Source organism: Martinezella multihospitum (assembly GCF_900094585.1).
Lineage (GTDB): Bacteria > Pseudomonadota > Alphaproteobacteria > Rhizobiales > Rhizobiaceae > Rhizobium > Rhizobium multihospitium.
Genome location: NZ_FMAG01000005.1, coordinates 428,050 through 447,571 on the forward strand (window position 1 = coordinate 428,050; position 19,522 = coordinate 447,571).

The window sequence follows — 19,522 nt, forward strand, 5'->3', positions numbered from 1 at the left end:
ATGGCGCGCAAACCAGTCACCGACATGTCGGCATGGCCTTCCCTCACGCTGGAAGGCAACCTCATCGCGCCGGCCATGGTTGCCAGCATCGACCGCCGGCAAGCCTCAGATCAGTCGGAAGAGGATTATCGCATCCGCAAGGGGCTGACGATCCGTGAGGAAATTTCAACGTCCTTCCGCGTCGGCCAGTCCCATTTCGACGCCTTCATGAAGCTTCAGAATCCCTCGGTCGAGGCGACCAGGCGCTTTGTCCGGGCCTTCCTCGCGGAAACCTTCGGATTCGACGATCTCGCTCCGGCCGATGGCACGCTCCTTTTCCTCGCCGGCGGTCGTGTCCCGGTTGTTGTCGTGCCGCCATCCGAGGAGAAGCTCGATCGCCGCAGCCCGACACTTTCGATCGACCGTTCGCGTTCTCCGGCTTTCGCGCTTCAGGATTATCTCAACGACCATGACGACGCGCTTTGGGGGCTGGTCACGAACGGCACCTTCCTGCGTCTCATGCGCGACAATGCCTCGCTGACGCGACCGGCCTACATCGAAGCCGATCTCGCGCAGATCTTCACCAACGAGGATGCCGCCTCTTTCGCGGTTCTCTGGTCACTGATCCACCGCACACGGTTCGGCGCTGCTGGCGCCCCGGCCACGGATTGCGCGCTGGAACGCTGGCGCGATGCCGGCTCCCGTGAAGGCGAGGCCGCGCGCGACCGGCTGGCGGCGCAGGTGGAAATCGCTCTTCGGGTGCTCGGCTCAGGCTTCCTCGAAGCCAATCCCGATCTCGCCACACGCCTGAAGTCGGGCGAGATCGATCTGACTGAGTGGTTCAACGAGCTTTTGCGCCTCGTTTATCGCCTGATCTTCCTGATGGTGGCGGAAGACCGGAACCTGCTTCATCCCGAGACGGCGACACAGGATGCCCGCAAGCTCTACCGCGAAGGCTACAGCCTCGCGGCGCTGCGCGCCTCATGCGTTCGCGCGGCCGTCTGGGACAAGCATCACGATCGCTACGAGGGCGTGAAAATCGTCTTCCGCGCGCTGGCGCACGGACAGGATGCCCTCGGCCTGCCGGCGCTCGGCGGCCTTTTCAGCGACGACAAGCTGCCACATCTCGAAACGGCGCGTCTGCGCAATCGCGCGTTCATGGAGGCGCTCTACCGCCTATCGTGGCTTTCCGACAAAGCGGGCATGACGCCAGTGAACTGGCGCGCGATGGAGACCGAGGAGCTTGGCTCCGTCTATGAATCCCTGCTCGAACTCCAGCCGCAGCTTGGCGAGGACGGCAGAACCCTGCACTTCGCTTCGGAAGCGGTGGAGCAGAAGGGCAACCAGCGCAAGATCACCGGTTCCTATTATACGCCCGACAGTCTGGTACAGCTTCTGCTCGACACCACGCTCGACCCGGTGCTTGACGAACGGGAGGCTCAGGCAGCCGATCCCGCTGAAGCGCTGCTGGACCTCACCGTCATCGATCCCGCCTGCGGATCGGGCCATTTCCTTCTCGCGGCTGCGCGGCGCATCGCCACCCGCGTTGCCCGGCATCGCACGGGTGGCGTCCCTTCGGCGGCGGATTTTCGTCATGCGTTGCGCGACGTCGCCTGCCGCTGCCTCTATGGCGTGGACCGCAATCCGATGGCGGTCGAACTGACCAAGGTCGCGCTGTGGATCGAGGCGCTGGAGCCAGGCCGGCCACTCGCCTTCTTCGACGCACAAATCCGATGCGGCGACAGCCTGATCGGTGTGTTCGACCGCGCTATGCTGCGCGAGGGACTGCCCGACGAAGCCTATAAGCCGCTCACCGGCGACGACAAGGAACTCTCCCGCCGCTACGCCCGCCTCAACCGAGAACAGCGCGAGCGGGCCAAGGGGCTCCCGCAACTGTTCAAGAACTGGTCGCCGCCTGAAATCTTGGCCGATCGGGATCACAAGCTAAAGGCGATGGCCCAGGACGATCTAGCAAGCGTCGAGGCCAAGGCGAGCGATTTCCAAGCGATACGTGCGTCGGTCGCCTGGCAGAATCTGAAAACGGCCAGCGATCTTTACGTCTCGGCCAATTTCTACATGGCGGCGTTCTTCACCGCGAAAGCAGGCGCCGCGGGGGGCACCGATGCCATGCCGCTCACCGAGCATGTATGGCAGGCGGCAGGTGGCCAGACGCCAGCCGAACATCTGAACAACGGCGCCACGCTGACCTCCGAGAAGGTAAGCGCCTTTCACTGGTTCATCGAGTTTCCCGAAATCATGGAGCGCGATGGCGGTTTCGATGCCGTCATCGGCAATCCACCATGGGAGGTTTCACAGCTTAGCGAAAAGGAATTCTTCGCTACCCGAGCGCCAGCAATCGCTAGCCTTTCCGGCGACGAGAGAAAGAATACGATCGAGCGTTTGGAGATAGAAAATCCTCGGCTCTGGCGGGATTATATCTTAGCAAAGCGAGCACCTGAGGCCGCAAATGAGTTTTTCCGATCCAGCGGTCGATTTTCCAGCACAGCGATCGGTAAGCTGAACACATACTCTCTTTTTGCGGAACTATTTTTGCGCCTCACGAAGCCGGGCGGGCGGGCGGGTGTGATCGTACCCACTGGCATCGCAACGGACTCTTCCACCTCGCTCTTCTTCGGCAATCTCGTTACGCACCAGCGCCTTGTCCAACTCATTGATTTCGAGAACCGTGAGGCCATCTTCCCCAGCGTTCATCGCAGCTACAAATTTAGTATTCTTAGTATGGGGTCGGCGGATCGGGCGTCTTTCGCCTTCTTTCTTACCAATACGGCGCAATTTGCGGAGGATGAGCGACGTTTCACCCTGACGCCGGATGAGATCGCGCGCATCAATCCGAATACGAAGACCGCCCCGGTGTTTCGCTCTCTGGCCGATGCGGACCTGACGGCAAAGCTCTATGCCCGCACGCCCGTGCTGATCCAGGAGCGGTCGCAAGGGAGCGGTGTCGACATCAATCCCTGGGGCATCTCATTCCGACAGGGCTTGTTCAATATGACAAGCGAATCCAGCTTTTTCCGAACGCCTATGCAGATGGAGGTTGATGGCTGGCAACGCGATGGCGCGAACTGGATGCGCGAATCAGCGATAGGCGTGGAGCGTCGTGTGCCGCTCTACGAAGCCAAGATGATCCACCATTTCGATCATCGCTGGGCGACCTACGGTGCTGGCGCGAGTGACGATGAGGAAAGCGCTCGCGACTGCACTCTTGCCGAAAAGCAGAATCCGCACTTCGAGCCATCACCGCGTTATTGGGTACCAGAGGAAGAAGTCGCGCTACGCGCTGCGCGCGTGCCCTCATCGCTGAAAAGTGCCGTAAGGCAGGGGCGTGGCGAAGGCGGCAAGGGACGGCGCAAAGCCGACGCCGATGCACAGGAAGGCGGTCGCGCAGTTGCGCTTAAAGTGCTCGTCACTTGGCTCGCCGGCGCTTTTCCTATTCTCGAAGGACGATCGGCCAGAGAAGCTGACATCTTCCGCCTTCTTGGCCGTGCGCAGGATTACCGTTCGGCGTTGAAGGCATCGCCCGAACGCTTCCTGCTCGACCCAAAGACGCTTGCCGCTGGCGCCGATATGCAGCGTGAAACGCCGCTGACGGCGGACGATTTATCCCTAATCACGGAAGGAGAAAAGGACGCGCTCGCCGTTGCCGAAGTGTTGATCGCAGCCAAACAGCCCCGTTGGCTCATGGGATGGCGTGACATCTGCCGATCAACCGACGAGCGGACGGTGATCGCTAGCGTGTTCCCAAAGATAGGCGTTGGGCACACTATGCCCATCTTCAATTTGAATGAAGGGGCTGATTTCGCAGCAGCACACTTGGCAATGTGGTTGTCCTTGACGTTCGATTTCATTGCCCGGCTTTCCGTCGGCGGGACACATCTGACTTATAGCTATCTGAAGCAGTTTGTAGCGTTGCCTCCTAGTGCCTTCTCTAAGAATGACCTCAATTTCATTCGACCGCGCGTGTTGGAATTGACCTACACGAGTCATGCGATGAAGCTCTGGGCGGAGGATTTGGGATATTCTGGCCAGCCCTTTGCGTGGAACGACGACCGTCGTGCCCAGTTGCGTGCCGAGCTGGATGTCTTCTTCGCCAGAAAATACGGCCTGACCGATGAGGAACTGCGTTATGTGCTCGACCCCGCCAAGGTCAAAGGCGCGGACTATCCCTCGGAAACCTTCCGCGTCCTGAAAGAAAAGGAAACCCGCCTCTACGGCGAGTACCGCACCGAGCGATTGGTGCTCGACGCTTGGAAACAGACGGCAGCCGGCGCAGCGCCTGTCGCGCTTCCCGCTTCCATCATACCGCCGTCTCCTGTCGATCTTCCAGATGGGGCCTGGGCACGGGCCACACAGCAACCACACGACGCAGGCGCTGCGCTGACCGCGATCCTGAAAACCATCAACGGGCCAACACCGAGGCAAACCGTTCGTTTCGCTGCGGCGCTGATTCTGGAGCCGCACCTCCTGACGGCGCTGCTCTCGGCGGCCCAAGCACAAGAATGGCGGCGGCTGGTCGGGCAGGAAGCGGAGCCACGTACCGGCAATGTTGTCGGCTTTGCGGCGCGTACCAATCAGGGCTGGGGCACGTCAGTGTCCAATCACCGTGGCAACGGCCGCCTGATCGAAGACCTGTCAGCCGGAACATGGACGCCAGGACCGGGCCTCGACGTGTTCGACACCGCCGGCTGGCCGGACGGGCGGGCCAGCTTCGCGCTGGAGGCGCTGCGCTCGCTCGATCTCGATTCGACCGTTTCCTCTATGCCGGATGAGGTCCGGGACTGGATCGCCCATGCCGCAGCAGCATGAGATGTTTACCCCTCCCAAGCTCAGCCTGACCGCGCCGGCAGGTGTGAAGGAGCCGCGCCTTTGGGTGCGTCGCATGGCGATCTGGGATGCGCCGGGTGGTCAGAAGATTCGTGACGTCTCGCTTCGGCCGGGCCTTAACATCGTCTGGTCGCCCGACGGCTTCGATGACGGCCATGTCAGCGGCGCGCGCGCCATCGGTCACGGTGCCGGAAAATCACTATTCTGTCGTCTGCTGCGCTACTGTCTCGGAGAACAGCGCTTCGCCGACGAGACCCAGCGGGAGCTGATTGCGATTGCATTTCCCAACGGCATCGTCGGCGCCGAGGTGATGCTCGACGGCGTATGCTGGGCTGTTGTCCGGCCATTGGGCATCCGTCGTCGCCATGTCGCCATCGCGGATGGCAACCTCGATGAGATCGCCGCAGGCGACGGCGCGACAACAAGTATCGACCCGCTGATCGAAGCCATCGAGCAGGCCATTGTCACGCCCTCTATCGCGAGTTTGGCTCGTCTTCAGCCCGGCCAGAAAGCATGGCCGATCGCGCTCGCCTGGCTGACGCGCGATCAGGAATGCCGCTTCGACGATGTTCTGGATTGGCGCTCTCCCGCCTCCGGTTCCGATGCGCCGATACCAGCGAGTGGGCGCGAAACCGGGCCTCGGCGCGAGGCGCTTCGCGCGTTCCTCATGGCAATCACGGAAGATGAGCAGCAGGCTCGGCGCAACGAGGAAACGCTGCGCGGTGATGTCGCCAATGCGGAGCGCGAAATATCCCACATTGCTTGGGATCTTGGCCGCCGTCACACACGATTAGTCGACCAACTCGGCCTCGGTGGGCAGACCCTACCGGAAATGCCTTTACTCCTGGAGATGTTTCGGAAGGTGACCGACGACCGGCTTGCCGCCGCAGCTCAGCTTCCCAGCGGCAACACCGCTGAGTTGGCGGCCGCCCGGAAGGTATTGCAGGAGGCTAACGGCGAGTTGAACCGCGCAAGCGAAGAACGTGTTAGCCTGGATGCGCAGTTGCCCGCCGAGAAGCAGGTCCTCACTCTGCTTTCCAGCGAGATACCCGGCCTTTCAGCGGCAGCGGAAAACGCGGCAAGTCAGGTATGCCCAATCTGTGAAGTGCCGATCGATAAAGCCTTGGCGGAGGGGTGTGGCCTGTCTCACAGGCTGCACAACGAAGCGGAATGCCGAGCACGGCTTGAGACGAAGCGCCAGGAAATCGGCGAGCAGCAGAAGAAAATCGGCGATCTGGAGACGCGATCGAAAGCTCTCCAACCCGTCATCGCCTTGGCTAAGCAGAAAGTTGAGCAGGCTGAGAAACACGCCCAAACCATCGAGGACGTCCGTGATGCGCGCACGTCCGCATGGCAGGCAGCGACCCGTCTCAAGGAGGGCGTCGAGCGATTTGCCGAACTATCGGCCGAACGAGATGATCTGCGAAAACGGTTGCGGGGATTTGAGGACAATCTGGTCAAAGAGCGTGAAAGGCTTGCCGCCTTCCGCGGTAAGCAGGGGCAGACTTTCGGCAGGATAACGCAGAAATTTTCGGCCATCGTTCGTCGGCTGGTCAACGACAACGCGAAGGGAATGGTTACTCTGAGCGGGAACGGACTCGAAATCGTCGTCGATGTTGATGGAGATCGCCGCACAGCCGCCATCGAGTCCCTGAAAGTTTTGGCGTTCGATCTTGCCTGTCTCTGCCTGAGCATTGAGGGGGCAACACGCCTCCCGGCGTTTCTCGTTCATGATAGTCCCCGCGAGGCTGATCTTGGCCTCAGCATCTACGACGAGTTGTTCCGCCTGATGCGTGAAGTGGAGACAATGACCGAGGCCACGGCCTTCCAATATATCGTGACGACCACAACACGTCCTCCCGATGATCTCCGTTGCGATCCCTGGCTGAGGCTGACCTTGAAAGGCGCGCCAGGTTCGGAGCGCCTCATGGCGCGCGATCTGTAGGCGGCCAATGCTTGAAGCCCCCCAATCCTTCATGGTCCGGGAAGAATGTGAGAAAGCCGCCTCACAAAATGGCTTTCGCCGTGTTCTGGACGAAGAAGCAGGATGGCGTGCCTTCGCGTCCACGACAGCGCATGGCACCATCTATCTGGCGGCTGAAAGCAGTCATGGGCGGTGGTTTCTCGCCACCGACCATGCCGGCGTCGTCACGGAACTGGATTGGCCAGCCGCCGCCATACCCGGCCCCGGCACGCGACGCTACACCTTTAACGCGCTGGGAGAACTCTACGCGGCGCTGAATCGCGTCTATGCCTTGGCGATCAGCCTTCCCGACGCACCTCTGCGCGAGTTCGAGCGGCGCGTGGCGGACCTGCCGAGAACCACCGAGGTTGAGCGTCTTGTGGTGCAACGGATCGGGCAGGACATCTTTCGCGATCGCCTGATGGATTATTGGCAGGGCCGCTGCCCTCTGACGGGGATCTCCGATCCCGCGCTACTCCGCGCCTCGCACATCATCCCGTGGGCTGATTGCGAAAGCGATGTCGAGCGACTCGACGTGCATAACGGCTTGCTGCTGTCGGCACTCTGGGATGCCGCCTTCGATCGCGCGCTCCTGACCTTCGACGATGCCGGAAACCCTGAGTTTTCGCCGGCACTCAGCGACCAGGCGCGCGCCGAACTACGCTGGAGCGCCCCCATTTTGCTAACGGACGAGCATCGACGCCGACTCGCGCGCCATCGTGAGAGAGCGGGATCTCAATGGTAGCGCGGCTCCAAGCTTGCGCCCGATTTAAAGGTGCCAGATCACGCTTCTTTGTCAGAGGAACACAAAGGAGGGGTTTAGAGGGCTATGGCGTAGACATAGTTCTCATCATCACCCGGCGCGGCGCGCCATTTTCTCCATCTTCATGCCAATAGAAAATGAGTTAGGCACTAATGCCTGAGCCCGGTCACATAAAGCCTGGATTTCGCGGCAGATATTGAGTCCAGTCGCCATAGCCAGGCGATGCCATCAATAGCATCGGAAAGGTGATCCGCATGCCTTGGTTGATCGCAAGGCTCAAGGCGCGGTCGCATGTGCCTGGCAGGAATGCCGATATCTTCTCGGCAGAGCCATCTGCCGCCAGCTTCAATGCGGCCGCAAAGGCATCCTGAAGAAAATCGGGCCGTGTGACTGCGAGGGGGCCGATGTGCCCGTTGGAGCTGATATAGCCATAGCCAACAATATCATTGCCAGCGCAGAGCAAAAAGCCTGCGGTCGATGGGTCGTCGAGCAGATAGCGATGATGCTTCTCCCGCGAGACGCCTATGGCATGGGAATCGATCTCGGCAAGATTTTCCATCGCCGCCGCGCCGGTATCGAGTGCGATGGCGCGCAATGACGGTTCCGGCAATGTTTGCCTCACCCGTTCGCGCTCGATGCTGAAAAAGTAAATCGGCATCTTGGGAAAGAGGCCATGCCGCATGTAAAGGCCCTGCGAGACACGATTGAAGGTGAAAGTAATCAGTGCCTTGTGAACCGCTCCTGATTTGCGAGCGTGCTCCACGGTTCGCTCCAAGAGTTCATTCCCGATGCCCTGGCCCTGCCGGGCGGGATCGACGAACAGCTGGGCGAGGAACCAGACATTGCCGCAAACCCAGCTCCAGGCGAAGCCGAGAATTTTCCCGCCGTCGTCGGCGACCCATAGTCCATCAGGGTCGTCCTTGAGCGAAAACAGCTGAAAGTTGGGAGGGCTCGCCGTCGCCATCGGGCCGAAACCATGCCGAACGGTAAGATCGTTGATGCTGGCAACCACCAGAGCATCGGTTGCGGCCAAATCGTCCGCACGGGCAGGTCTGTAAACAAGCGGCATTGGATAACCCCGCAAATGTTCCCGCGAGGGAGCGCCGTAACGCATCGTATCGGCCGCTCAAGACTGCCGTCTCAGATGTCGCCGCTGCACTTTCGGCACCCCTGCGTCTCAATAAGAGAAACCGGAGGCTTGATACTTCTCCCTCCGGGTACATTCTTTGATCACAAGGCCGTGATTATAACATACGCGTTCCCAGTTTCATCCTGCCCGGCGCGCTGTTTGCATACTCATTTAGATAGAGAGCACGGCCCTCCCGCGTTGCGAATCTGCGCCTTTCCGCTGGCCGCGCTGGCTTAAGCCGGGCTTATTGCTAGGTGACTGCAATTGCTCGTGCGCCACTCACCCCTGATGCTTCGTTTCCTGCCCATGATCCGTCGCCAACGGCAATTCCGGCAAGAATAGCAGCACGATCAGCGCCAGGGCTACAATCGCCGTGCCCGTCGCAAAGGTCATGGCAATCGCATGCCGATAGAGCGCTATCGCCGCGTCATGCGCTGCGGGGGAGGCGGTGGCGAGCTGCTTCATGCCGGCTTCGGTCAAGGACGATACATGCATCCCGTCGAGGACGCCGCCGGCATTCTGAACGCGATAGGCAAGAATGGCGCCGGAACCAGTGACGCCGATGAGGCCGCCGAGTGAGCGGAAGAAGGCAAGCGTTGCCGTTCCCACGCCACGATGGGCAAGCGGCAGGGCATTCTGCACTGCGATCGTCATTGTGGGCATGACGAGGCCAAGTCCGAGGCCAAGCGCGAAGACTGCCGGCTCGATGATCCCAAAACCCTGGCTGGTGGCCGCCGCCCAGGCGAGTACGGCGAAGGCGGCGGTTGCAAGGCTGAGGCCGCAGAGCTGCGCCGGCTTGTAGCGCCCGAAGCGATGCAGCAGCACGCGCCCGTTGACCATGGAGGAGATGACGACGCCGATCATCAGCGGGCCGGTGAGCAGACCGGAATGCGAGGCGCTGACCCCCATGACCATCTGGAAGAACAGCGGAAAGAAGAGGCTCGCTCCCAGCATGCCCATGAAGGTCAGGGCCAGCACGATGCAGGCGACGACGAACAGCCGATTGCGGAAGAGATCGGGCGGCAGCACCGGCTCTGGCTCGCGTCGGATATGCAGGATGAAAAAAACGAAGAGAACGAACGCGAGGGCGGAGAGGCCGAAAATCTCGGGCGAATTCCAGGCCCATTCGTTGCCGCCGAGCGCAAGCACCAGCAGGAAGCTGGTGGTACAGCTGGTCAGCAATGCTGCGCCGAGATAGTCGATACGGCGGCTGCGTGCATGATGCGGGCGCTTCAGCGCCCGGCCGATCATGACGAGCGCGACGGCGCCGATCGGCAGGTTGACGTAGAAGATCCAGTGCCATGACAGGAGATCGGTGATGACGCCGCCGGCGATCGGGCCGATGACGCTGCAGACGGCGAAGACGGCCGCGATCGAACCCTGATTGCGCCCGCGTCTGGCCGGCGGCACGATGTCGCCGATGATGATCTGCGCCAGCGGCAGCAATCCGCCGGCGCCGATGCCCTGGATCGCCCGGAAGATGATGAGCTGCATCAGCGTCTGCGCCATGCCGCTCAGCACCGAGCCGAGCAGGAAGATCAGGATAGCCGCATAGATCATCGGCTTGCGGCCGTATTGGTCGCTGAGCTTGCCGTAGAGCGGCATGGTGCTGGTTGAGGCGAGCACATAGGCGCTGACCACCCAGGAGAGGTGCGTCAGCCCGCCGAGATCGCTGACGATGCGCGGCAGCGCGGTCGCGACGATACTCTGATCGATGGCGCCGAGGCCGAGAACGATCATCAGGCCCAGGATGACGGCGCGGATCTCGCGACGATCGGGCGGGTCGCCTGCCGCCGGAGCGGATGGTGGGACAACATTCGGGCGAGCGGTATTCATTGTCCGATCTCCATGAGCGGTTCGATTGCGGCACGAATGGCGTCACGCTGCTGCGGCGACAGTTTGGCGAGTTCGGAGGCAAGCCAGTCGGTTCTCCGCCGTTTCAGGCTGCGGATGATTTCCTCACCTTTCTCGGTCGCCACCAGACCATTGCGGCGCCGGTCGCTCGGGTCCGGTTCCGAACGGGCGATGAGGCCATCCCGCTCCATGGCTTTCACATGGCCTGAAATCGTCGGTCCGCGCAGTTTCTCCATCCGCGCCAGTTCGGCAACGCCGATGCCCGGCTGGCGCATGATGGCGACGAGCAGCAGGGCATGCAGCGGCGACAGTCCGGCCTCGTCGCTCTCGCGCCGCAATTGTCGATGCAGGCGATGGAGGGCAGGACGCAACGCCTCGGCCAGCGCGTAGGCTTCTTCGATTCCGTGATGGCGATCGGCTTTGCTCATCGATGGTCTCGTTCGTGTATGGATAGATAGGCTTCCTATCTATATACCTATCGTGCGGCATGTACTTGCGCAAGCGATAATATTGTGAAAGATTTTCAATCATTGCGCGTTGTTCATCAGTATTACGACTCGATAGGAGGAGAAGAGCTGTGAAACGATTTCTGACAACCGTAACAGTGACTGCCCTGAGTGCCCTGCTTGCCGTCACGTCTTTCGACCCGGCGGCCGCTGCACCGATCCAGCCGCTGATCCAGCCGGCAATCCAGCAGACCGAAAATCAGCCCGCTGGCCTGACCGAAGTTCAATATCGCCACCACAACAGGCACTATCGCGGGCGTCACCGCCCCCATTATCGCCCGCACTATCGTCCGCATAATCGCCCGGGCTATTGGCATGGCCATCGCGGCTATCGCTATCACCGTCCCGGCTATCGGCGCCATGATGGCTGGTGGTATCCGATGGCCGCCTTCACCGCCGGCGCGATCATCGGCGGAGCCGTTTCGCAGCCGCCGCGCGGTAGCGCGCATGTTCGCTGGTGCGCAAGCCGCTACAAGACCTATCGTGCGTCGGACAACACCTATCAGCCGACCAATGGTCCGCGACGCCAGTGCGTCAGCCCGTAATGTGAAACAGGTCGAAATCCCCCTCCGTTCCGCGGAGGGGGATTTCTTTTCAGACCGTTGCGGGAAGGGTTGTCTTCAACCGGTCAACTGCTCGGAGACGTCCCACAGCCGCCGCCAGACCGCCTGATCACGGGCATGGGCGGCAATCTTGGCACGCACCGGCGGGCCTTTGAGTTCATAGAAACCGTTCGGGCCATACATGGCGCCGCCTTCCGCGGTCGGTGCCGTGGCGGCAAAGAGCGTCGGCAGGGCGCCCGCCGCTGCCGATTGCGATGCAAACGGCTCCAGCAGTTTCGTCAGGAGTTCAAGACTGCCCGGCCTGTTGCGGCCCATGCGGGGTCCTGCCGTCTGAAGTCCGGTGACGGCGTAGCCGGGATGGGCGGCAACGCTTTTAAGCTTCCAGCCTTCAGCGCGTGCGATCCGATCGAGCTCCAGGCTGAAGAGCAGCGTCGCCAGCTTCGATTGGCAATAGGCGGGCCAGGGACGATAGCGCTTGCGCCACTGCAGATCGTCGAAATTGATCCTGCCGCTGCGATGTGCCAGGCTGCTCACCGTGACCACTCGCGGATTTTCGGCCGCAGAAACCTTCGGCAGCAGCCGCATCGTCCAGGCAAAATGGCCGATATAATTGGCGCCCATCTGCATCTCGAAACCATCTTCGGTCTCGTGCCGGTCTGGGATGGCCATGACGCCGGCATTGTTGATGAGCAGGTCGATATGCGGCAGCCTATCGGCGATGCGGGTTGCCGTGCGTGCGACGGAATCGAGGCTGGCAAGATCGAGCGCCTCGAATGTCACGTCTGCGCCTGGTGTTGCCGCACGGATCCTGGCGAGCGCCTCGTTGGCCCTGGCCTCGTTCCGCGAGGCGATGACGACTTTTGCACCGGCACCTGCCAGAGCCTTTGCCGCCTCGTAACCGATACCGCTGTTGGCGCCGGTGATGACTGCGATACGGCCCGTCTGCGGCGGAATATCTTTTACTGTCCAGTCTGGCATTGCGGAGCTCCTGTGAAGAGATTTTTGCATTGCCCATTGTATCTGGTGATTTTTATACTAGATGCAAGTTTGCAATAGGTGAAAATATGTAAGCGTAAAATATGCGATGATGCTTGCATATCAATGACTTTCGACGGTCTAATGGCGTGGTATGCCTTCGAATTGCCACGCTGTTCGGCCCTCATCAAATTATGTGATCGAAGATTGGATTTGCGGAATGACGACAAAGACCTCATGCGCTGATTTCGTGCAGTTCTTCCGCTCCTGGGTGAGCAATCCCATGCGGGTTGCGGCGGTGGCGCCCTCGGGCGAGCGGCTGGCAAGATTGATGACGCAGGAGATCGAGCCGTTCGATGGGCCGATCCTCGAACTCGGTCCGGGCACCGGCGTATTCACGCGGGCGTTGCTTGCGCGTGGTATCCCCGAAAGCGCGCTGACCCTCGTCGAGTTCGGCGAGGAGTTTGCCGTGCGCTTGCGCGGGCGCTTCCCCGAAGCGCGGGTGGTGCATATGGATGCGGCCAAGCTCGGCCAGTGCGGCCTCTTTGATGAGGCACCTTTCGGCGCCGTCGTCAGCGGCCTGCCGCTGCTCTCCATGCCGCCCTCCAAGGTCGCGGCCATTGTCGGCGGCGCCTTCGAAACGATGAAGCCGGGAGGGGCTTTCTATCAGTTCACCTATGGCCCGCGTTGTCCGGTGCAGAAGCCGATCCTAGAAAGCCTCGGCCTGCAAGCAAAGCGCATCGGCGGTACCGTGCGCAACATTCCGCCCGCCGGTGTCTACAGGATATCGCGGCAAAATCCTCTGGAGCTCTCGATTGCTGGCTCCAAATATCGTAGCAGCGGAGAGAATGCCGGAATCAGCGCCTAGGTGCCGGAAGCCGGCAAGGCCGATTTGGGGCGGCCCGAAGCGAATGGCTGGCAGGGGTAGCTGGATGGCGAAGAGACCGGATGTCGACAGCGCGGTGAAGGAAGGCCGGCGCGAACGCAAGCGTCGTCAAACCCGCGAACGAATCGAATCCGCCGCCTTGAAGCTCTTCCTTGAACGCGGCTTCGAGGCCACCACCATTGAGGACATCACGGAAGCTGCCGATGTTTCCAAGCGCAGCTTCTTCGATTACTTTCCGAGCAAGGAAGAGGTCGTTGCGGCCTGGCAGGATGGTTTCGCCCGCGAGCTGATTGGCGCAGTCGCTGCGCAGCCCGAAGATGCTTCGATCGTCGACGTCATCGAGATGGCCGTCAATTCTGCTCTTCGCACTGCCATCGCCGATCCGCAAAGCCTTGCTCTGGCTGCCCTGATTCACAATACGCCGACGCTTCAAGCACGCGACCAACTCAAATACGCCAAATTGGAGAAGAAGCTCGCGGACGCACTGTTTGCCCGTGGCAGCGGCAGCCAGGAGGAGCGTCTTCGCCTTGGCATGCTTGCGGCCGCGGTCGTGACGATGCTGCGCATCGGCAGCGAGCGCTGGATGCAATCGCCACAGGATGTTTCCGTGGAGCAATTCGCTCGCAACCTCTTCGATGAGCTTTGGGCCACGCTTGCCGATCTCGGCAAACAGGTGCAACGGCGTACATGACGGCGCCAGGCTAGATCAGGGGGAAGCCGCCTGATTGGTCCTGGCGCAACGCGCATCGGTGCATTGCATATGCCGCGACGCAGACCCATCTAGTATCGGGTCGCGACTGTATCTCTCCCTCGCGAAACCCTCGATTTGCCCTTCGAATCTCGGCTCCTCCCAGGATGCCGGAAACGTCAGATACATTTCAGATCAGCAAAAGGGACTATAACCATGTCAGAATTCGACGCAGCCAAGTCCGGTCAGTTCAAGATCGGCGGTGACCTCCCCGTTCATCGTCTCGGTTTCGGCGCCATGCGCATCACCGGTTCCGGTATCTGGGGTGAGCCCGAGGACCATGACGAAGCCATCCGCACGCTGAAGCGCCTGCCGGAGCTCGGCATCAATTTCATCGATACCGCCGATTCCTATGGCCCGGATGTTTCCGAACGTCTGATCAAGGAGGCGCTTCATCCCTATGGCCAGGGCCTCGTGGTCGCGACCAAGGGCGGTTTGACCCGAACCGGCCCAAATGTCTGGGTGCCCGTGGGTCGCCCCGAATATCTGATCCAGCAGGCGCACAAGAGTCTGCGCAACCTCGGCGTCGATCGCATCGATCTCTGGCAGCTGCATCGCATCGATTCCAAGGTGCCGGCGGCGGAGCAATTCGATGCCGTGAAGTCGCTGCAGAATGACGGTATTATCCGCCATGCTGGCCTCAGCGAAGTGTCCGTTGCCGACATCGAAGCGGCATCGAAGCATTTCAAGATCGTGACGGTGCAGAACCGCTACAACCTCGTCGATCGCACCAGCGAAGACGTACTCGACTATTGCGAAAAGCACGGCATCGGCTTCATCCCGTGGTTCCCGCTGGCAGCCGGCGATCTCGCCAAGGAAGGCTCGCTCCTCGATACCATCGCGAAGAAGCACAATGCCGCTCCGAGCCAGATCGCGCTTGCCTGGGTGCTGAAGCGCAGCCCCGTGATGCTGCCGATCCCGGGAACGGGCAAGGTCAAGCATCTCGAAGAAAATACCGCAGCGGTCGATATCGTTCTGTCCGACGAGGAGTTTGCAGCGCTCGATGCCGAAGGCAAGAAAGCCTTCAAGGCCGCATAAACCCAAATTTGCTTGTCCGGTCGGCGGTTGCTGACCGGACAAGCGTCGGCGAGGGCGCGTCCCATGCAGAAACGCCGATCACAATCATGTGAATCTCAGGATTAGGGTCGATAACGACTGCAAAATAGGCGCTGGAACGCCGGAAATGCCGGTGCTATGCGAGGTTTTCGGCATTTATGAAGAAAGCAATGCGCTATATGCATTGCTGCATTGCGAAAGCCGATCTGTTCATGCCGGCTCCAGCGTTATATCTAATCCCTCGAAGGCAGCGCACTCCTCCTCCCAGCGCTCCTTCAATGATTGGCAACACTCCTCCTCCTCCCAGTTGCCAATCCGGATCAAGAGCCCGATGCATCCTCCTCCCGCATCGGGCTCTTTTTTTATCTTGTCTTCCTCAGTGATTTTCCGGGTCTTCAAAGGCGTTGCGCCTTTGCAATGCCGTCGCGAATTAGCATCGCATCATGTGGTCAAGAACCGCTGGAGTCGCTTGCGCCGCAGGTATCCATGCGTAGAGTGGCGCGACGTTATGGCGGTAAGGAAGGGTTGCATGATGCAGCGCATGGCGGGTTCGGACCGATGGGGAAAGCTGTTTTTCCGAACTGTAGCTGTCGTTGCGACATTGTCGCTGGCCGCATGCGGTCGTCCCATCGGGGTTATGCAGCCCATCAGTGAAAACGTGCCGGGCACATCCAAGGTCGATCTCCTCGTGGCGACGACACGCCTGCCCGACAAGGACCCGGCCATTCTGTTTTCGGGCGAGCGCGGGCCGGGGCTCAAGGTGGATGCCGTCAGCGTCTCCATTCCGCCGGAGGCCAATCGCAAAGTCGGCCAGGTGCAGTGGCCGAGCCGCCTTCCAGGCAATCCGCTGAAGAATTTCGTTACGACGGCCGTCAAGCCTTTGGCGACGGAGGCGGACGGGCGTGCCTGGGTGCATGCGGAACTGCCGAAGAACAAGCGTGTGCTGATCTTCGTGCATGGCTTCAACAACCGCTATGAGGATGCGGTCTATCGTTTCGCGCAGATCGTTCACGATTCGCATGCCGACGTCGCGCCGATCGTCTTCACCTGGCCGTCGCGCGCCAGCATCTTCGACTATGCCTACGACAAGGAAAGCACCAACTATTCCCGCGACTCGCTGGAAGAGCTGCTGCGCCGGGTTGCCGCCGATCCTGCCGTCGGCGATATCACCGTCATGGCGCATTCGATGGGCAGCTGGCTGGCCGTCGAATCGCTGCGGCAAATGGCGATCCGCAATGGCCGCGTCGCGCCAAAGATCAAGAACGTCATCCTCGCTTCGCCCGATCTCGACGTCGATGTCTTCGGAAGGCAGTTCGCGGCACTCGGCAAGGACAAGCCGCATTTCACGCTGTTCGTCTCGCGTGACGACCGCGCGCTTTCGCTGTCGCGGCGCATCTCCGGCAATATCGATCGCCTCGGCCAGATCGATCCCACGGCCGAACCCTATCGCAGCGAGCTGGAAAAACAGGGGATCACCGTGCTGGATCTCACCAAGCTCAAGACCGGCGATGGCCTCAATCACGGCAAGTTCGCCGAGAGCCCGGAAGTGGTGAAGCTGATCGGCGCCCGGTTGATTGCCGGCCAGACGATCACCGATTCCGATGTCGGCATCGGCGATGCCGTCGGCGCGGTCGCCATGGGCGCGGCCCAGACCGTTGGCAGCGTGGCGGGTGCGGCGGTCAGCGCCCCGATTGCGATCTTCGATCCCCGCACACGCCAGAACTACGGCGAACAATGGCGCCGCGTCGGCGCATCCGCCAACAATACCGTCGGCTCGCTTGGCGATAGCGTCGAGGCAACCGGCAACAATGTCGGCGACGCATTGAAGCAATAGCGCTATCATGACTTGATCCGGGGCGGCGGCTTCCAGCCTTGCCGCAAAACGTCGTAGCCATATTGCTCGATCTGATATATCAGAGAGCTGCGTCAGCCGGGCAGGCTGCCGGTTAAGTGGCCAGCGAGAGGATCCGCATTGGCGGCGGCATGACGCAACACCTCTGATGGGAGCCTGTGAAATGAGATGGAAGCGCACGATCCAGCTGCTGGATGTCCACTGCGAGGGTGAAATCGGCAAGGTTGCCATTGGCGGCGTCCCGAAGATCCCCGGCAACAGTATTGCCGAGCAGCTGCATTGGCTGAACACCGATCCGAAGGGCCAGGAACTGCGCCGTTTCCTCGTGCTGGAGCCGCGCGGCGCGCCGATCGGTTCCGTCAATCTTTTGCTCCCCGCCAAGCACCCGGATGCCGATGCCGGTTTCATCATCCTGCAGCCGGACCAGGCCCATGCAAGTTCCGGTTCGAATTCCATCTGCGTGACCACCGCTTTGCTCGAATCCGGCATTGTCGAGATGACGGAGCCGGAAACGGTCGTCACGCTCGACACGGCTGCCGGCCTTGTGCGGGCAACGGCGACCTGCCGCGACGGCCGCTGCGAGAAGGTGCGGCTCACGATGGTGCCGTCCTTCGTGCATGAACTCGATGTCGAGCTTGAGACGTCGCAATGGGGCAAGATCAAGCTCGATCTCTGCTATGGCGGCATCTTCTATGCGCTCGTCGATGTCGGCCAGATCGGTCTGACGATCGAGAAGGGCAATGCGGCCGCTCTCGTTCAGGCCGGCATGATCCTCAAGGAGGCGATCAACCGCACCATGTCCGTGGTTCATCCGGAAATCCCGGCGATTTCGGGCGTTGCCTATGTGATGTTCCGGGATATCGATGCCGATGGTGCTATCCGCACCTGCACGACCATGTGGCCCGGCCGCGCTGACCGCTCGCCCTGCGGTACCGGCAATTCCGCCAATCTGGCGACGCTGCACGCCCGCGGCAAGGCCAAGGTCGGCGATGTCTTCAAATCCCGCTCGATCATCGGTTCCGAGTTCGAAGTCGGCCTGCAGGCGGAGACAGAGGTTGCCGGAAAGCCGGCAATCATCCCGACCATCACCGGCCGCGGCTTCACCTTCGGCTTGAGTCAGGTGGCGCTCGATCCATTCGACCCGATGGCCGAAGGCTTTGCCATGACGGATGTCTGGGGACCTTCGGCAGGGGATATTTGAGGGCTGAGCACCGGCTCTTGCTGCATGGAGAGTTTGCCCCTCACCCTAACCCTCTCCCCGCAAGCGGGGAGAGCGACTGTCTTATCAGTCAAGCGTTTTGCCATGGCTTATTGTCTCGAATGATGGCGTTGAGGATGGTGATCAGTTTTCGCATGGTTGCGACGATGGCGACGATTTTGGGCTTGCCTTGGGCGACGAGACGGTCGCGGAAGGCCTTGAGGCTTGGGTTATGGCGGCTGGCGACGAGGGCGGCCATGAAGAGGACGGCGCGCACCTTGCCCCTGCCGCCACTGATGAAGCTCTTGCCCTTCCATTTTCCCGATTGCCGCGTCCAGGGGGCAAGGCCTGCCAGTGATGCTATCTGGCGTCGGTCGAGACTGCCGAGTTCGGGCAGTTCGGCCAACAGCGTGCGGGCCGTCGTCGGCCCGACGCCCGGCACCGAGGTCAGCAGTTCCTCCCGCACCCGCCAGACCGGCGACTTGCGGATATGGTCGTCGAGATCGGCATTGAGACTTTCCAGCTCGCGACGCAAGGCCGTCAGCAATCGCTTGATGCTTTTCTGCGCCTGCTTTGCCAGCGCCATGCGCAACCGGTTCTCCTCGGCCACGATCATCTGCACAATCTGCCGCCTACGGGCCACGAGTTCGCAAAGAGCTTGCGTCTCGGCGTCGCGCAACGGCCGGATCTCAGGCTTCGTCGCCAGGACGAAGGCGGCGATGACGGCGGCATCGATCGGATCGGTCTTGGCCCTGCGGCCAATGGCATTGGCATAGGCACGCACTTGCGCCGGATTGACGACGAGGACCGTCAACCCCGCTGATGACAGCTCGGCCACCGCCAGGGTCTCGAAGCCGCCCGTCGCCTCAAGTGCGATCGCATCAGCGCCGATGGTCTTCAGCCGACCAATCAATTCATCGATGCCGGCATGATCATTGCCGATAGCGAAGGCTTCACCCTGCGGTACGACCGCCACGTCGAGCCGGTTCTTCGAAACATCGATACCAACGATCGTCTCCATCTGATCCCATCCTTGCCTAAGCGGGCTTTGCCTTCGCAAGCGGCCCCGGCGACTGTTCGGGTTCAATGGAATGGCGGACGGAGACCCAAGCTCTCCCACGGGCTTGCTGTCCCAAAGGAGCGGCGGTCTTCCATCCCCAACCGCAACCGGCACTACAGCGCCAATAGCGGATAAACGGAAGTTACAA

The 19,522-nt window shown here is 61.1% G+C and carries 14 protein-coding genes; 9 read left to right on the forward strand and 5 right to left on the reverse strand.

Annotated features, from left to right (window positions below; all coding sequences use genetic code 11):
* The 3 genes from GA0061103_RS22650 (at position 1) to GA0061103_RS22660 (ending at position 7,529) form a co-directional block, all read left to right on the forward strand.
* A complete protein-coding gene (locus GA0061103_RS22650; RefSeq protein ID WP_092715117.1) occupies positions 1–4,803 on the forward strand; it encodes an Eco57I restriction-modification methylase domain-containing protein in 4,803 nt (1,600 codons plus the stop codon).
* A 328-nt stretch (positions 4,804–5,131) separates the two neighbouring features.
* Complete coding sequence (locus GA0061103_RS22655; protein ID WP_245304844.1) at positions 5,132–6,766, forward strand: chromosome segregation protein SMC; 1,635 nt, start codon at positions 5,132–5,134, stop codon at positions 6,764–6,766.
* 7 nt (positions 6,767–6,773) lie between these two features.
* Positions 6,774–7,529: an HNH endonuclease gene (locus GA0061103_RS22660; protein ID WP_092715119.1), complete on the forward strand. Its 756-nt coding sequence runs from the start codon at positions 6,774–6,776 to the stop codon at positions 7,527–7,529.
* A 184-nt stretch (positions 7,530–7,713) separates the two neighbouring features.
* Here GA0061103_RS22660 and GA0061103_RS22665 read toward each other — a convergent pair whose 3' ends face one another.
* The 3 genes from GA0061103_RS22665 to GA0061103_RS22675 form a co-directional block, all read right to left on the reverse strand.
* Positions 7,714–8,616, reverse strand: coding sequence for a GNAT family N-acetyltransferase (locus tag GA0061103_RS22665; protein ID WP_092715121.1), 903 nt, complete (start codon positions 8,614–8,616; stop codon positions 7,714–7,716).
* 339 nt (positions 8,617–8,955) lie between these two features.
* On the reverse strand, positions 8,956–10,512 hold the full coding sequence (locus GA0061103_RS22670) for an MDR family MFS transporter (protein ID WP_092715123.1): 1,557 nt from the start codon (positions 10,510–10,512) through the stop codon (positions 8,956–8,958).
* Positions 10,509–10,958, reverse strand: coding sequence for a MarR family winged helix-turn-helix transcriptional regulator (locus GA0061103_RS22675; protein ID WP_092715125.1), 450 nt, complete (start codon positions 10,956–10,958; stop codon positions 10,509–10,511). The genes GA0061103_RS22670 and GA0061103_RS22675 overlap by 4 nt, the downstream gene beginning before the upstream one ends.
* Positions 10,959–11,107: 149 nt before the next feature.
* On the opposite strand from GA0061103_RS22675, the gene GA0061103_RS22680 reads away from it, so the two are divergent.
* Positions 11,108–11,581 carry a BA14K family protein gene (locus GA0061103_RS22680; protein WP_092715127.1) on the forward strand — a complete coding sequence of 158 codons (474 nt, stop codon included), beginning with the start codon at positions 11,108–11,110 and terminating at the stop codon, positions 11,579–11,581.
* Between the two features lie 75 nt (positions 11,582–11,656).
* Here the strand turns inward: GA0061103_RS22680 and GA0061103_RS22685 are convergent, their stop codons facing one another.
* Positions 11,657–12,577, reverse strand: a complete 921-nt coding sequence (locus GA0061103_RS22685) for an oxidoreductase (protein ID WP_092715129.1) — start codon at positions 12,575–12,577, stop codon at positions 11,657–11,659.
* Positions 12,578–12,794: 217 nt separating this feature from the next.
* Here GA0061103_RS22685 and GA0061103_RS22690 point away from each other — a divergent pair, with 217 nt between their 5' ends.
* The 5 genes from GA0061103_RS22690 to GA0061103_RS22715 all read left to right on the forward strand — a co-directional run bounded on the left by GA0061103_RS22690 (position 12,795) and on the right by GA0061103_RS22715 (position 18,317).
* On the forward strand, positions 12,795–13,442 hold the full coding sequence (locus tag GA0061103_RS22690; RefSeq protein WP_092715131.1) for a class I SAM-dependent methyltransferase: 648 nt from the start codon (positions 12,795–12,797) through the stop codon (positions 13,440–13,442).
* A gap of 64 nt (positions 13,443–13,506) precedes the next feature.
* Positions 13,507–14,151, forward strand: coding sequence for a TetR family transcriptional regulator (locus tag GA0061103_RS22695; protein WP_092715133.1), 645 nt, complete (start codon positions 13,507–13,509; stop codon positions 14,149–14,151).
* A gap of 213 nt (positions 14,152–14,364) precedes the next feature.
* Positions 14,365–15,246, forward strand: coding sequence for an aldo/keto reductase (locus tag GA0061103_RS22700; RefSeq protein ID WP_092715135.1), 882 nt, complete (start codon positions 14,365–14,367; stop codon positions 15,244–15,246).
* 559 nt (positions 15,247–15,805) lie between these two features.
* On the forward strand, positions 15,806–17,098 hold the full coding sequence (locus tag GA0061103_RS22710) for an alpha/beta hydrolase (protein WP_167376631.1): 1,293 nt from the start codon (positions 15,806–15,808) through the stop codon (positions 17,096–17,098).
* A 181-nt stretch (positions 17,099–17,279) separates the two neighbouring features.
* A complete protein-coding gene (locus GA0061103_RS22715) occupies positions 17,280–18,317 on the forward strand; it encodes a 4-hydroxyproline epimerase (protein ID WP_092715140.1) in 1,038 nt (345 codons plus the stop codon).
* Between the two features lie 88 nt (positions 18,318–18,405).
* Here the strand turns inward: GA0061103_RS22715 and GA0061103_RS22720 are convergent, their stop codons facing one another.
* Positions 18,406–19,335 (reverse strand): IS110 family RNA-guided transposase, encoded by a 930-nt coding sequence (locus tag GA0061103_RS22720; RefSeq protein ID WP_092708808.1) that lies wholly within the window; start codon positions 19,333–19,335, stop codon positions 18,406–18,408.
* Between the last annotated feature and the right edge of the window lie 187 nt (positions 19,336–19,522).